At 70.6% G+C, this 14,305-nt stretch carries 11 protein-coding genes and 1 other RNA gene; 6 read left to right on the top strand and 6 right to left on the bottom strand.

The genetic code is table 11. The features are described 5' to 3' along the window. Window positions 1-15: 15 nt before the first annotated feature. Both ITJ64_RS14375 and ITJ64_RS14370 read left to right on the top strand, forming a co-directional pair. Window positions 16-834, top strand: a complete 819-nt coding sequence (locus ITJ64_RS14375; RefSeq protein WP_194681436.1) for a Nif3-like dinuclear metal center hexameric protein — start codon at window positions 16-18, stop codon at window positions 832-834. A gap of 34 nt (window positions 835-868) precedes the next feature. Beyond that, window positions 869-1,603, top strand: a complete 735-nt coding sequence (locus ITJ64_RS14370; protein WP_194681433.1) for a zinc ribbon domain-containing protein — start codon at window positions 869-871, stop codon at window positions 1,601-1,603. A 44-nt stretch (window positions 1,604-1,647) separates the two neighbouring features. Here ITJ64_RS14370 and rnpB read toward each other — a convergent pair. The 4 genes from rnpB to panB all read right to left on the bottom strand — a co-directional run bounded on the left by rnpB (window position 1,648) and on the right by panB (window position 3,895). Then, an RNA gene (rnpB, locus tag ITJ64_RS14365) (RNase P RNA component class A) lies at window positions 1,648-2,024 on the bottom strand. 21 nt (window positions 2,025-2,045) lie between these two features. Next, window positions 2,046-2,825 carry a polyphosphate--glucose phosphotransferase gene (gene ppgK, locus ITJ64_RS14360; protein WP_194681432.1) on the bottom strand — a complete coding sequence of 260 codons (780 nt, stop codon included), beginning with the start codon at window positions 2,823-2,825 and terminating at the stop codon, window positions 2,046-2,048. Continuing rightward, window positions 2,822-3,010, bottom strand: coding sequence for an SPOR domain-containing protein (locus tag ITJ64_RS14355; protein WP_173181111.1), 189 nt, complete (start codon window positions 3,008-3,010; stop codon window positions 2,822-2,824). The genes ppgK and ITJ64_RS14355 overlap by 4 nt, the downstream gene beginning before the upstream one ends. Window positions 3,011-3,061: 51 nt before the next feature. Then, on the bottom strand, window positions 3,062-3,895 hold the full coding sequence (panB, locus tag ITJ64_RS14350; protein WP_194681431.1) for a 3-methyl-2-oxobutanoate hydroxymethyltransferase: 834 nt from the start codon (window positions 3,893-3,895) through the stop codon (window positions 3,062-3,064). Window positions 3,896-3,993: 98 nt separating this feature from the next. On the opposite strand from panB, the gene ITJ64_RS14345 reads away from it, so the two are divergent. Further along, on the top strand, window positions 3,994-5,928 hold the full coding sequence (locus ITJ64_RS14345; protein WP_194681430.1) for an alpha/beta fold hydrolase: 1,935 nt from the start codon (window positions 3,994-3,996) through the stop codon (window positions 5,926-5,928). Window positions 5,929-5,971: 43 nt separating this feature from the next. Here ITJ64_RS14345 and ITJ64_RS14340 read toward each other — a convergent pair whose 3' ends face one another. After that, window positions 5,972-7,708: an NAD+ synthase gene (locus tag ITJ64_RS14340; RefSeq protein WP_194681428.1), complete on the bottom strand. Its 1,737-nt coding sequence runs from the start codon at window positions 7,706-7,708 to the stop codon at window positions 5,972-5,974. A gap of 56 nt (window positions 7,709-7,764) precedes the next feature. On the opposite strand from ITJ64_RS14340, the gene ITJ64_RS14335 reads away from it, so the two are divergent. Together ITJ64_RS14335 and ITJ64_RS14330 are read left to right on the top strand one after the other, a co-directional pair. Next, complete coding sequence (locus tag ITJ64_RS14335) at window positions 7,765-9,102, top strand: glutamine synthetase family protein (RefSeq protein WP_194681427.1); 1,338 nt, start codon at window positions 7,765-7,767, stop codon at window positions 9,100-9,102. 51 nt (window positions 9,103-9,153) lie between these two features. Beyond that, entirely contained in the window at window positions 9,154-12,141 is a 2,988-nt protein-coding gene (locus tag ITJ64_RS14330) for a bifunctional [glutamine synthetase] adenylyltransferase/[glutamine synthetase]-adenylyl-L-tyrosine phosphorylase (protein WP_194681425.1), read from the top strand. Between the two features lie 134 nt (window positions 12,142-12,275). Here the strand turns inward: ITJ64_RS14330 and glnA are convergent, their stop codons facing one another. Further along, window positions 12,276-13,700 carry a type I glutamate--ammonia ligase gene (gene glnA, locus ITJ64_RS14325; protein ID WP_194681424.1) on the bottom strand — a complete coding sequence of 475 codons (1,425 nt, stop codon included), beginning with the start codon at window positions 13,698-13,700 and terminating at the stop codon, window positions 12,276-12,278. 177 nt (window positions 13,701-13,877) lie between these two features. Here glnA and ITJ64_RS14320 point away from each other — a divergent pair, with 177 nt between their 5' ends. Beyond that, window positions 13,878-14,300: an RDD family protein gene (locus ITJ64_RS14320; RefSeq protein ID WP_194681423.1), complete on the top strand. Its 423-nt coding sequence runs from the start codon at window positions 13,878-13,880 to the stop codon at window positions 14,298-14,300. Window positions 14,301-14,305 lie beyond the last annotated feature (5 nt).

Raw genomic sequence — 14,305 nt, 5'->3', positions numbered from 1 at the left:
CGGTAGACTCGCACCGTGCCGACCTCGCTTGCCGATCTGAACGCCGCCGTCGAGCGGCTGTGGCCCACCGAGTTCGCCGAGGGGTGGGATGCGCCGGGTCTTCTCAGCGGCGCCCCGGGTGACGAGGTGCGGCGCGTGCTGCTCGCGGTCGACGCGGTCGACGCCACCGTCGAGGAGGCCGTCGAGACCGGCGCCGACCTGCTGCTCGTGCACCACCCCCTGCTCCTGCGTGGAGTGACCACCGTCGCCGAGACCGGCTACAAGGGCGCCCTGCTGGCCCGCCTCATCCGGGCCCGCTGCGGCCTCATCGCCGCCCACACCAACGCCGACATCGTCGACGACGGCACCTCCGCGGTGCTGGCCGCGAAGCTCGGCCTGGTCGACGTCCGGCCGATCGTGCCGGGCGCACGCGAAGGCACCGGCCTCGGCCGGGTGGGGCGGATGCCCGAGCCCACCACCCTCGGCCGCCTGGCGCTCGCGCTCGGCGACGTGCTGCCCGCCACGGCCACGGGCGTGCGGGTCGCGGGCGACTACGACCAGCCCGTCTCGACCGTCGCGCTCTGCGGCGGAGCGGGCGACTCGCTGCTCGCCGACCCCGCCGTGCGCGCCTCCGACGTCTACATCACCTCCGACCTCCGGCACCACCCGGCCTCCGAGTCGCGCGAGCAGACGCTCGTCGCCGGCGGCCCTGCGCTCGTCGACGTCTCGCACTGGGCCAGCGAGTGGCTCTGGCTCGAGACCGCCGCGGCGCAGCTCGCCGAGGCGCTTCCCGGGGTCGAGTTCGCTGTGAGCGAACTGCGCACCGACCCCTGGGACTTCGTGGTGACGCAGTGACCTCCGACCTCCACCGAATTCCGAAGGACACCCGATGAAGGCTCCCGCCGCCGAACAGCTCAAGCTCCTCGACCTCCAGGCCGCCGACAACCAGGTGGCGCAGCTCGAGCACTCGCTCCGCACCCTGCCGCAGGAGAAGCGCCTCGCCGAGCTGCAGCGCGACTCCGCCGCCGCCCGCGCCGAGTACGCCTCGGTCAGCGGTGAGCTCGAGAGCGCGCAGAACGAGATCACCCGCGTCGAGGCCGACATCCACACGGTCACCGCGCGCGAGAAGCGCGACAACGAGCGCCTGCAGGCGACCTCCTCGTCCAAGGACATCCAGGGCCTCGAGCGCGAGCTCGAGTCGCTCCGCGTACGCCGGCTCACCCTCGAGGACACCGAGCTCGCGGTGATGGAGCGCGTCGAGGAGATCGAGGTGCGGCTCGGAGCGATCACCGCCCGCCGCGACGACATCGCGACCGAGGAGCGGATGCTGGCCGGCGCCCGCGACGAGCAGAGGCAGCGCATCCTGAAGCAGCTCGAGATCGCCCGCTCGGAGCGCGACGCGGTGGCGGGCGGCATCGTGCCCGAGCTGCTCGCCCTCTACCAGAAGCTCCGCGAGCGCTACGGCGTCGGCGCGGCCCTGCTGCAGCGGCGCGTGTCGCTCGGCAGCAACGTCGAGCTCACCGGCACCGACCTCGCGGCCATCCGCGCGGCGGCGCCCGACGACGTCGTGCTCGACCCCGAGAGCACCTGCATCCTGGTGCGCACCGACGAGTCGGGGCTGTAACAGCCGACTCCCGGATGCGCGGCGGCGCCCGCCCGCCGGGTGAGGTGAATGGGCCGGCTATACGCCGGGTTCTGTAGGGAGCACGCTCCCTGACGGCCATCTATCTAGGAGCTGCGTCACCGCAGCCCTCGAGCGGTCTACCCGGAAGCTCCGCGAGCAGCCTCAACGCTTCCTGTCTGACCTTGCTCCGGGCGAGGTTTACCGAGCCGACCGTGTCACCACGGCCGCTGGTGGTCTCTTACACCACCGTTTCACCCTTACCGCGGGCCGGAGCCCGTGGCGGTCTGCTTTCTGTGGCACTGTCTCGCGGGTTGCCCCGGGTGGGTGTTACCCACCGCCCTGCTCTGTGGAGCCCGGACGTTCCTCGGCACCGAACCGGGCGCGAGGCCCGGCGCGGTGACGCGACCGTCTGCCGGCCCATTCACGGTGTCGAGTGTAGCCGCTACTCCAGGAACGTCGTGCGCATGGTCGACAGGCTGGCCGCGCCCAGGATGCCCGCGTTGTTGCGGAGCGTCGCGGGCACGATCGGCGTGCTGAGCTTCAGCAGCGGCAGGAACTCCTCGTGGTGCTTCGACACCCCGCCGCCGACGATGAAGCCGTCGGGGGAGAACAGGGCCTCGAGGCGCTCGTAGTAGACCTGCAGGCGCTCGGCCCACTTCTTCCAGCTCAGGTCTTCGCGCTCCTTGGCCGAGTAGGCGGCCTTGGTCTCGTAGTCGACGCCGCCGATCTCGAGGTGCCCGAGCTCGGCGTTCGGGGTGAGCACGCCGTTGTAGATCAGGGCGGTGCCGATGCCGGTGCCGAGCGTGGTCAGGATGATCAGCCCGCTCTTGCCCTTGGCCGCGCCGTAGCGCACCTCGGCGAAGCCTGCGGCGTCGGCGTCGTTGACGAAGGTGATGTCGCGGCCGAGCGTCTTCTCGAACAGCTTCTCGGCCTCGAAGCCGATCCACTTCTTCGACACGTTCGCCGCCGACATCGTGACGCCGTGGCGCACGACGGCCGGGAAGCAGATGCCCACGGTCGCGGCCGCCGGGATGTCGCCGAGCGACTCCATCAGGTCGGTGACCGTCTTGGCGATGTCGTCGGGCCGGCCGCCCTCGGGCGTGGCGAACTTCTTGCGGTCGGTGAGCAGCTCGCCCGTCGTCACGTCGACGATGGCGCCCTTGATCCCGGTGCCGCCGATGTCGATGCCGACCGCGACGGTGTCGGGCGTGTTCTCCGTCACCGGTTGTCGTTCGCGTCGTCTTCGGCCCACTTCGCGCTGTTCGCGCGGAGGGTCTCGAGCGCGTGCTCGGCCTCCTCGTGGGTCTCGAACGGGCCGACGCGGTCGACGACGGAGGACACGTAGCCCTTCTCGACCTGGCCGGTCTTCATGTTGTACCAGTACTGCGTCGACGGGTCGTCGCTCATCGTGTCCTCCGTGGGGCTGGGTTGTCGTGGGGCGGTGGAGCTGGGGAAAGACTATTCGTAGCTGTGCTCGGGGCCCGGGTAGGCGCCCTCGGCGACGTCGCTGCGGAACGCGGTCACCGCATCCGTCAGCGCACCCCGCAGATCGGCGTACTGCTTGACGAACTTCGGTACGCGGCCGGTGGAGAAGCCGGCGAAGTCGGTCCAGACGAGCAGCTGGCCGTCGACGTGGGGGCCGGCGCCGACACCGATGGTGGGGATGCGCAGCCGCTCCGTGACGTGGCGGGCCGCCTCGGCCGGCACCATCTCGAGCACCACGGCGAACGCCCCGGCCTCCTCGACCGCCAGCGCGTCGTCGATCAGGGCCGCCTCGCCCTCGCCGCGGCCCTGGATGATGTGGCCGCCGAGCCCGTGCTCGCTCTGCGGGGTGAAGCCGATGTGCGCCATCACGGGGATGCCCGCGTCGACGATGCGGCGGATCTTGTCGGCGCTGCGCACACCGCCCTCGAGCTTCACGGCGTGGGCGCGGGACTCCTTCATGAAGCGCACCGCGGTGTGCAGCGCCTCCTCGGCACTGTTCTCGTAGGACCCGAACGGCATGTCGGCCACGACGAAGGCGCGGGACACGGCGCCCGCCACGCCACGCGCGAGCGGGATCAGCTCGTCGACCGTGACGGGGACGGTCGTGTCATAGCCCAGCACGTTGTTGCCCGCCGAGTCGCCGACCAGCAGGAAGTCGATGCCGGCCTCGTCGAAGATCTGCGCCGAGAGCATGTCGTAGCTGGTCAGCCCCGTGATGCGGATGCCCGACTCCTTCGCCGTCTGGAAGTGACGGGTGCGCACCCGCTTGGACACGGGCTTGTCCGACGGCGTCGTCTGCTCTGGCATGTCACCAGTCTAGTTCCGCGGCTTCGGCGGGCGGATGCGTTAGGTTGAGGGTCACGTAACCCGAATGCGTGATTCTCGCACCTGGCCGAAGGGGAGACGTGGGCCGTCGTATCACCGTTCCGATCGCGGCGGCGACTGTACTCGCCGCCCTCATCCTCTCGGGGCCGGTGCTCGGTTCGCCGCCTGCCGCCCAGGCCGCGTCGATCGCCGAGCGCAGCTGTGAGGACGGGCTGCCCGACCGCGCCGTCTGCGGCGCGCTGAGCGTCCCCGAGACCCGCGGCGACCCGGCGAGCCGGGCGATCGACCTGCCGTACGTGGTCATCCCGGCCGAGACCCAGCCGGCGACCGGCACCCCGGTCGTCACCATGGCGGGCGGGCCCGGTCAGAGCTCCACCTCGATCGCCCAGGCCCTCGCGGCCGACCCGCGGATCGGTGGCACCCGCGACATCATCGCGCTGGCGCAGCGCGGCAGCCTCGAGTCGAGCGCACCGCTGGACTGCCCGGCCGCGTCGGCCGCCTACGTCGACACCTTCACCGACGACTCGAGCCCCGCGGCCGAGATGACGACGGTGGCCGTCGAACTGAAGGAGTGCCTCGCGGCCTTCGCCGAGCAGGGCGGCAACGTCGCGGCCTACACCCGCACCGAGACCGCCGCCGACCTCGTCGAGCTGCGCACCGTGCTCGCCTACCCGAGCTGGACCCTGTTCGGCGACTCGTGGTCGACCAAGGTCATGCAGACGGTCGCCATGACCGACTCGGCCGGCGTCGACGCCGTCGTGCTCAACGCCTTCAGCCCGATCGACCGCGACATCAAGGGCGACGCCTACGCGGCGCTCGAGAACGCGCTCCGCACGCTCTCGGATCGCAGCGGCGGCGAGTACGCCGATCTGAACACCGATCTCGCCGACACGGCGGCGCTGTTCAGCGACGAGCCGGTCAACGGCCTGCTGACGAACCCCTTCACGAACCGGCAGCGCTACTACTCGCTGACCGGGTCCGACGCGGTGACGATCGTGCAGCAGGCGCTCTACGACCCGGAGACGGCCGCGGCCGTGCCGTACCTGCTGCAGCGGCTGGCCGACGGCGAGACCGACGCGCTGAACCCGATCGTCGATCCGGTGCTCGAGAACCTGTCCCGCACGAGCCTCGCCCAGTACTGGATCGAGGCGTGCCGCGACGAGCAGCCGTTCTGGTCGGCCGATCCGCTCGAACCGGTCGCCGAGGGCTCCGAGGAGGAGCCGACGCCGAAGCCGGTGCTCACCTACCTGACGGCCGCCGACCAGCTCTGCGGACCGCTCGGGCTGTCGGCATCCGCGGGGGAGACCCGCACGATCGTGCCGCAGCAGCAGCCGGCGCTGATCTTCGGCAGCGACACCGACCCGCTCATCCCGCTCGCCGTGGTGCAGAGCGGAACGGGCTCGTTCCCGAACAGCCAGGTCGTGACGCTGCAGGGCGCCGGACGCGCCGGCGTGCTGGCCGACCCGTGCGGCATGGACCAGCTGGCCGCGTGGCTCGCCCAGACGGGGGTGCCGGTGGAGACCACCTGCTCCGATCTCGCGGAGGCGAACCCGACGATCTCGGCCGACGACGTGCATCCGACCTCGCGCTTCGACTCGGTGGTCACGGCGGTGGAGGACCAGGAGCCGTTCCCGCTGACGATCCCGCTGATCTTCGGCGGCTTCGCGGGGCTGTGGTTCCTCGGCTGGCTGATCACGGTCATCGTGCAGGCGCTCCGGCGGGAGTCGATCGGGCTGCTGATCGCCACCGGCATCGCGCCGGTGACGGGCGTGGCGTTCCTCGCGGCGCTCTGGGTGACGGTGTCGTCGGCGCTGGCGGCGAGCCCCGCGTTCACGCTCGTGGGGGTGCCGACGGTGACGCCGTGGCTCGGCATCCTGCTCGGGGTCGGCTTCCTCGGCATCATCCCCGTCTGGCGCCTCGGCGGTCGCGCGGCGGCGGCCCTGGCGGCGGCGGCCACCATCGTCTGGCTGGGAATGATCGTCTGGTTCGTCTGGGTGGCGGTCCTCCCCAGCTGACCCTGCGGGCGGCGCCGGAACCCGGCGCCGCCCGCGGAACCTGCTACAGGTTCGGCCGGTAGGTGATCGGCAGCCGCCGGTCGCGGCCGAAGGCCGTGCGCGAGATCTTCGGCCCGATGGCGCTCTGCCGGCGCTTCCACTCCGCGCGGTCGACGAGCGTGGTGATGCGCCGCACGGTGGCGGTGTCGAAGCCGAGCTCGACGATGTCGGCGATGCTGAGCCCGCCGTTGATGTACGCCTCGAGGATGGCGTCGAGCTCCACGTAGTCGGGCAGCGAGTCCTGGTCGGTCTGTCCGGGGCGGAGCTCGGCCGACGGCGGCTTCGAGATCGAGTTCTCGGGGATCGGCGGCGTCAGGCCGAGCGACTCGGCGTGGGCGTTCCGCCACCGCGCGAGCTCCCAGACGAGCATCTTCGGCACGTCCTTCAGCGGCGCGAAGCCGCCGACCGAGTCGCCGTAGATGGTGGAGTAGCCCACGGCCAGCTCGCTCTTGTTGCCGGTGGTGAGCACGAGGTGCCCCTCCTGGTTCGACAGCCCCATCAGAATGACGCCGCGGGTGCGCGCCTGCAGGTTCTCGGCGGCGATGTCGGTCAGCCCGAGCTGGTTCTCGAACGGGATGACGAGGTCGGCGATGGCCTCGGTGCGGTAGTGCAGCCCGATCCGCTCGGCGAGGTCGTCGGCGTCGGAGCGCGAGTGGTCGGACGACCAGCGCGAGGGCATCGAGACACCGAACACGCGCTCGGCCCCGATGGCGTCGGCCGCGAGGGCAGCGCAGACGGCCGAGTCGATCCCGCCCGAGAGGCCGAGGATGACCGACGGGAAGCGGTTCTTCTCCACGTAGTCGCGGAGCGCCAGCACGATCGCGTCCCAGATCTGCTGCCGATCATCCGGCAGCTCGGCGACGTCGGCTGAGATCGACGGCTTCGTGGCCTCGTCGGCACCGGGGGAGAGCGCGATGCGCCGCACGTCGTCGGGCAGCTGGGCGTGCGTGGCGGCCTCGGGCTCGAGGTCGACCACGAGCAGGTGCTCGCGGAACTGCGGAGCCCGGGCGAGGATGCCGCCGTCGCGGTCGACCACGACGCTGTCGCCGTCGAAGACGAGGTCGTCCTGCCCGCCGACGAGGTTGACGTAGGCGACGATCGTGTCGGTCTCGGTGGCCCGGCGCGTGACGAGCGGCAGGCGCACCTCGTCCTTGTCCCGCTCGTACGGCGAGCCGTTGATCACGACGAGGAGGCCGGCGTCGGCGTTCAGCACCCGGCTGACCGGACCGCCGTCGCGCCACAGGTCTTCGCAGATCAGCAGCGCCACGTCGATGCCCTTGAGACGGATGACGAGCAGCTCGTCGCCCGGGATGAAGATGCGGTACTCGTCGAACACCGAGTAGTTCGGCAGGTGGTGCTTCGCGTAGCGCGCCACGACGCGCCCGCCCTGCAGCACGCTCGCGGCGTTCTGCGCGATCGCGGTGGGCGCGTTGGACGTGCCGAGCAGCCGCGGCTCGAACGGCCCGTCGGGGTGGCCCACGATCACGGGCACGTCGCCGAGGCCGGCCTCCGCGAGCTCGGCCGCCAGACGGTCGACCCGCTCGTGCGCCGCGGCGAGGAAGCTCGGCCGCAGCGCGAGGTCTTCGATGGGATAGCCCGAGATGGCCATCTCGCCGAACGCGACGAGGTCGCTGCCCGCCTCGGCCGCCTCCCGGGTCAAGCGGATGATCTCGCGGGAGTTCCCCTCGAGGTCTCCCAGCACGGGGTTCGTCTGGGCCAACGCTAAGCGAAGTCTCGGCATAGCCACTAGCCTAATAGGGGCATGAGCGTGTGCCGGAGAGAGGGTCTGTTCGCCAGATGGATAAGCAACGGGACTTCGTTCTTCGAACCATCGAGGAGCGGGGCATCAAGTTCGTTCGACTCTGGTTCACCGACGTCGTCGGCACCCTGAAATCCGTCGCGATCGCCCCCGCCGAGGTGGAGGGCGCGTTCGCCGAGGGCCTCGGTTTCGACGGCTCGGCGATCGAGGGCCTGACGCGGTCGTTCGAGGCCGACGTGCTCGCGCATCCCGACCCCACGACCTTCCAGATCCTGCCCTGGCGGGGCGAGATCGACCCCACGGCGCGCATGTTCTGCGACATCACGACGCCCGACGGCCAGCCCGCCGTCGCCGACCCGCGCAACGTGCTGAAGCGCACGCTCGCGAAGGCCGCCGACCGGGGCTTCACCTTCTACACGCACCCCGAGATCGAGTTCTACCTGCTGAAGTCGTCGCAGTACGGCCCGGCCGGCCCCGAGCCGGTCGACTCGGCCGGCTACTTCGACAACGTCCCCGGCGGCACGGCCCACGACTTCCGCCGCCGTTCGGTGCGCATGCTCGAAGACCTCGGCATCTCGGTGGAGTTCAGCCACCACGAGGCGGGCCCGGGTCAGAACGAGATCGACCTCCGCTACGCCGACGCGCTCACCACCGCCGACAACATCATGACCTTCCGCACGGTGATCAAAGAGGTCGCGATCGAGCAGGGCGTCTATGCGACGTTCATGCCGAAGCCGCTGTCCGGGCATCCGGGATCGGGCATGCACACCCACCTGTCGCTGTTCGAGGGCGACGCGAACGCCTTCTACGAGCAGGGCGCCGAGTACCAGCTGTCGAAGATCGGCCGCAACTTCATCGCGGGCCTGTTGAAGCACGCCCCCGAGATCACGGCGGTGACGAACCAGTTCGTCAACTCCTACAAGCGCCTCTGGGGCGGCGACGAGGCCCCGAGCTTCGTCTGCTGGGGTCACAACAACCGCTCGGCGCTCGTGCGCGTGCCGCTCTACAAGCCCAACAAGGGCCAGTCCTCGCGCATCGAGTACCGCGCGATCGACTCGGCGGCGAACCCGTACCTGGCCTACTCGCTGCTGCTCGCCGCGGGCCTGAAGGGCATCGAAGAGGGCTACGAGCTGCCGCCCGAGGCAGAAGACAACGTGTGGAGCCTCACCGACGCGGAGCGCAAGGCGCTCGGCTACGACGCGCTGCCGGCCTCGCTCGACCGCGCCATCAGCCTGATGGAGGAGTCGGAGCTCGTCGCCGAGACGCTCGGCGAGCAGGTCTTCAACTACGTGCTGCTGAACAAGCGGCAGGAGTGGAAGGCCTACCGCGCCCAGGTCACGCCCTACGAGCTGCAGTCCAACCTCGAGATCCTGTGAGTCCTGCCGCCCGGCCGTGTGCCGGGCGGCGGCTCCGCTGAGACGCCGCCGATGCCCCGTTCCAAGACCGCGCTGACCGATCTGGCGCGCATCGGCTTCGCCCGGCTGAGCTGGGCGGCCGAGGAGCTGCCCGCCCTGGCCGAGGCGAGCGGCGTGCCGGTCGAGGAGCTGCTGCCCGCGTTCCAGGCGGCGGCCGACCCCGATCAGGCGCTCGAGGGTGCGCGGCGCTTCGGTCTGCGCTCGCCCGAGGTGCTGCGGTCGTCATTCGCGGATGCGCGGCTGCGCTCCCGCGTGATCCGCGTGTTCGGGGCATCCGCCGGTCTCACCGACTTCTTCACCCGGCACCCGCGCGAGCTGGCCGCGCTCGACGTCGAGACCCTGCGGCTGCCCGACGCGGAAGGCGCCGGACGGTCGCTGCTCGACTCCGTCGGCGCCGTCGACGGCTTCTCGGCGCTCGTCGGGGAGGACGCCTGGACGGCGCTGCGGGTGCGCTACCGCGTGCTGCTCGCCCTCGTCACGGCCTACGACCTCGAGCAGCCGAACCCGGTGGCGGGCGTGCCCGACGTGGCCGCTGCCCTGGCCGACCTCGCCGCCGGGGCCCTCGAGGCAGCCCTCGCCGTGGCCCGCAGCCAGATCTCCACCAAGGGCAACGGGCTCTGGCAGTTCCCGGCCGACGACGTGCGCGCCACCCGCCTCGCGATCATCGGCATGGGCAAGGCCGGCGCCGGCGAGCTGAACTACGTCAGCGACGTCGACGTCATCTTCGTGGGCGAGGGCTCGGGGTCGCTGCCCACATCGAGCGCGATGGAGATCGCGACCCGCCTGGCGATGGTGACCATGCGCGGCATCGGCGAATCCGGTCTCGAACCCGGCCTCTGGGAGGTCGACCCGAACCTGCGCCCCGAAGGCAAGGCGGGTGCGCTCGTGCGCTCGCTCGAGTCGCACGCGGCCTACTACGACCGCTGGGCGAAGAACTGGGAGTTCCAGGCGCTGCTGAAGGCGCGCCCGCTGGCCGGCGACCTCGCGCTCGGCGAGGAGTACACCCGGCTCGTGGTGCCCCAGGTCTGGTCGAGCGCCTCGCGGGAGAACTTCGTCGAGTCGGTGCAGCGCATGCGCGAGCGGGTCACCGAACACATCAAGAACGACGACGTCGAGTACCAGCTGAAGCTCGGCCCGGGCGGCCTCCGCGACATCGAGTTCACCGTGCAGCTGCTGCAGCTCGTGCACGGGCAGACCGACGAGACGGTGCGGCAGCGCGGAACCCTGCCGGCGCTCACCGCCCTGGCCGACGCCGGCTACATCGGCCGCGTCGAGGCCGTGGAGTTCGGGCAGGACTACCGCATCCTGCGCCTGCTCGAGCACCGCCTGCAGCTGCGGCAGCTCAGCCGCACCCACCTGATGCCCCGCGACGAGTCGGAGCAGCGGGTGCTCGCCCGCGGCACCGGCCTCGCCGGCAGCGCCGCCGACCTCGTCACCCGCTGGACCGCCATCAAGGTGCGCGTGCGGAGCCTGCACGAGCGCCTGTTCTACCGTCCGCTGCTCGCCGCGGTCGCCGCGCTCTCGCCCGACGAGCAGGCGCTGACGAGCGCGCAGGCCGAGGCACGGCTCGCAGCCATCGGCTTCCAGAACCCGGCCGGGGCGCTCGGGCACATCCGCGCCATGACGGCGGGGGTCTCACGGCGGGCGCAGATCCAGCGCACGCTGCTGCCCGTGATGCTGCAGTGGTTCGCGAACGGGGCCGACCCCGACTACGGGCTGCTGGCGTTCCGGCGACTGTCGGACACGCTGGGGGAGACGTATTGGTTCCTCAGGATGCTCCGGGACTCCTCGGGGGCCGCCGCGCGGCTCACCCAGGTGCTGTCGGGCTCGCGCTTCGTGGGGGAGCTGCTGGAGCGCATCCCCGAGGCCGCCGCCTGGCTCGAGAACGACGAGGAGCTGCGGCCCCGCCCGCGCGCCGTTCTCGACGAGGAGATGCGCTCGATCGTGGCCCGCCACGACACACCCGACGCCGCGGCGATGGCGCTCCGCACCGCCCGCCGGCGCGAGGTGCTGCGGCTCGCGATCGCGTCGATCCTCGGCATGGTCACCGTGCAGGAGCTCGGCAAGGGGCTGACCGACGTCACGACGGTTCTGCTCGAGGGCACGCTCGCGGTCATCCGTCAGTCGGCCGCCCCCGCCACGGGCGACGGCATCGAGTTCGCGATCATCGGCATGGGCCGCTACGGCGGCGGCGAGCTCGGCTTCGGCTCCGACGCCGACGTGCTCTACGTCTACCGGCCCGTGCGGGTCGACAGCGCGACGGGCCAGTCGGTGGCGCAGTTCATCGTCAACGAGCTGGTGCGCCTGACCGAGGATGCGCGGCTGCCGCTCGACCTCGACATCGATCTGCGTCCCGAGGGCAAGAACGGCCCCGCGGTGCGCTCCCTCGCCTCGTACACCACCTACTACGAGCGCTGGTCGCTGACCTGGGAGGCGCAGGCGCTGCTGCGCGCGAACGGCGTGGCCGGCGACCGCGAGCTGATCGAGGCGTTCCACGCCCTGGCCGACACGGTGCGCTACCCGTCCTCGCTGTCGGAGACCGAGGCGCGCGAGGTCAAGCGCATCAAGGCCCGGGTCGAGAAGGAGCGGCTGCCGCAGGGCGCCGACCCGGCCCGGCACCTGAAGCTCGGCCGTGGCTCGCTGAGCGACGTCGAGTGGTACGTGCAGCTCCTGCAGCTGCAGAACGCCTCGCCGATCCCGTCGCTGCGCACGACGTCGACGCTGCTCGCCCTCGCCGCCGAGGAGGCCGCCGGGCTGATCAACCACGACGACGCCCGCAAGCTGCGGGAGGCGTGGATCTTCGCCTCGCGGGCCCGCTCGGCGATGACGCTGTGGACGAACAAGACCTCCGACGTGCTGCCGTCCGACCGCCGCTCGCTCGAGGGCGTGGCGCGGCTGCTGGAGTACCCTCCGGGCTCGGCGTCGCAGCTCGAGGAGGACTACCTCGGGGTCACCCGGCGGTCGCGCACGGTCTTCGAGCGGCTGTTCTACGGGCAGTAGGGCTCGCGGCCGCGCCGGGGCTCGGTGCCGTGGCGTCGTGACGGCTCGGGGCGCTGCCGCGCATCCGCTCGCCCGCTGCGATGACAAGGGCCGCACCCTCGCGAGAGGATGCGGCCCGTGATCGTGCGGAGTGCCTACACGCCGTAGTAGAGCTCGAACTCGAAGGGGTGCGGGCGCTGGGCGATGGGCTTGATCTCGTTCTCGCGCTTGTACGAGATCCAGGTCTCGATCAGGTCGGGAGTGAAGACGTTGCCCTTGGTGAGGAACTCGTGGTCGGCCTCGAGCGCGTCGAGCGCGGCATCGAGCGTCGCGGGAACCTGCGGGATGTTCTTCGCCTCCTCGGGGGGAAGCTCGTACAGGTCCTTGTCGACGGGCTCGTGCGGCTCGATGCGGTTGGCGATGCCGTCGAGGCCCGCCATCAGCTGCGCGGCGAACGCGAGGTACGGGTTGCCCGAGGCGTCGGGCGCACGGAACTCGATGCGCTTGGCCTTGGGGTTCGTGCCCGTGATCGGGATGCGGATCGACGCCGAGCGGTTGCCGGCCGAGTAGACCAGGTTCACGGGGGCCTCGAAGCCGGGCACCAGGCGGTGGTAGGAGTTCACCGTCGGGTTCGTGAAGGCGAGCACCGCGGGGGCGTGCTTCAGCAGACCGCCGATGTACCAGCGAGCGATGTCGCTGAGCCCGCCGTAGCCGGCCTCGTCGTAGAACAGCGGGGTGCCGTCGTTCCACAGCGACTGGTGGGTGTGCATGCCCGAGCCGTTGTCGCCGAAGAGCGGCTTCGGCATGAACGTCGCGGTCTTGCCCCAGAGGTTCGCCGTGTTCTTCACGATGTACTTGAACTTCAGGATGTCGTCGGCCGCGTGCACCATGGTGTCGAAGCGGTAGTTGATCTCACCCTGGCCGGCGGTGCCGACCTCGTGGTGCGAGCGCTCGAGGATGAGGCCGGCGTCGATCAGCTTGAGGCAGATGTCGTCGCGCAGGTCGGCGTGCTGGTCGACCGGGGAGACGGGGAAGTAGCCGCCCTTGTAGGGGGTCTTGTTGGCGAGGTTCCCGCCCTCCTCCTCGCGGCCCGTGTTCCACGCGGCCTCGCTGGAGTCGACCGAGTAGAAGCTGGAGTTCTGCTTCACCTCGTAGCGCACGTCGTCGAAGATGTAGAACTCGGCCTCGGGGGCGAAGAACGCGGTGTCGGCGATGCCGGTCGACGCCAGGTACTTCTCGGCCTTCTTGGCCACCTGACGCGGGTCGCGCGAGTAGATCTCGCCGTTCCGCGGGTTGTAGATGTCGAAGACGATGATGAGGGTGCGCTCGGCCCGGAAGGGGTCGACGTAAGCCGTGGAGACGTCAGGGATGAGCTGCATGTCCGACTCGTGGATCGACGCGAAGCCGCGGATCGACGAGCCGTCGAAGAGCTGACCGACGGCGAAGAACTCCTCGTCGACGGTGGAGGCGGGGATGTTGAAGTGCTGCTGGACCCCGGGAAGGTCCGTGAAGCGGATGTCGAGGAACTTGACATCCGTGTCCTTGATGAACTTGAGCACCTCGGAAGAATCACTGAACATGTGAGAGATCTCCAAATGGCTTGGTACAGAAAAAGCTGCAGATGCAGCCACTCGTCAGGATAGGTGCAGGGGGTTGCCCGACTGTGTCGCCATTGTTTCCGGGATGTTACGGCTTCACGGATCTGGGAGCGACGCGGGGCCGGGCATCCGTTCACTCTTCGCCCCTAGGCTTGTGGGGTGACGTCTTCTGCACCACTCCCGCCCGGTGGGGCCGCCCCGAGCGACTGGCCGGGCGAGCGCCTCGGTCTGAACCGCGAGGGCCACGGCTCGATCGCCCGCCCCGGCCGCCGGATCGCCGCCCTGCTCATCGACTTCGCGCTGTGCTACGTGATCTACTTCGCGTTCTTCTTCGGCAGCGACTGGGCCAGTCTGCTGATCTTCCTGGTCGAGCAGATCGTGCTGCTGATCCTGCTCGGCGGAGGTGTCGGGCATCTGCTGCTGGGGATGCGGCTCGTGCGGCTCGACGGGAGCTGGGCGGGGCGGTGGCGGCCGATCCTCCGCACGGTGCTGCTCGTGCTGGTGATTCCCGCCGTGATCTGGGACTCGGATCAGCGGGGGCTGCATGACGTGTTCGCGGGGACGATGCTGATCAAGCGCTGATCGGC

Origin of the sequence: Herbiconiux sp. VKM Ac-1786, assembly GCF_015350805.1 — a bacterium.
GTDB lineage: Bacteria > Actinomycetota > Actinomycetes > Actinomycetales > Microbacteriaceae > Herbiconiux.
This window is presented reverse-complemented; position numbering and strand designations above follow the sequence as displayed.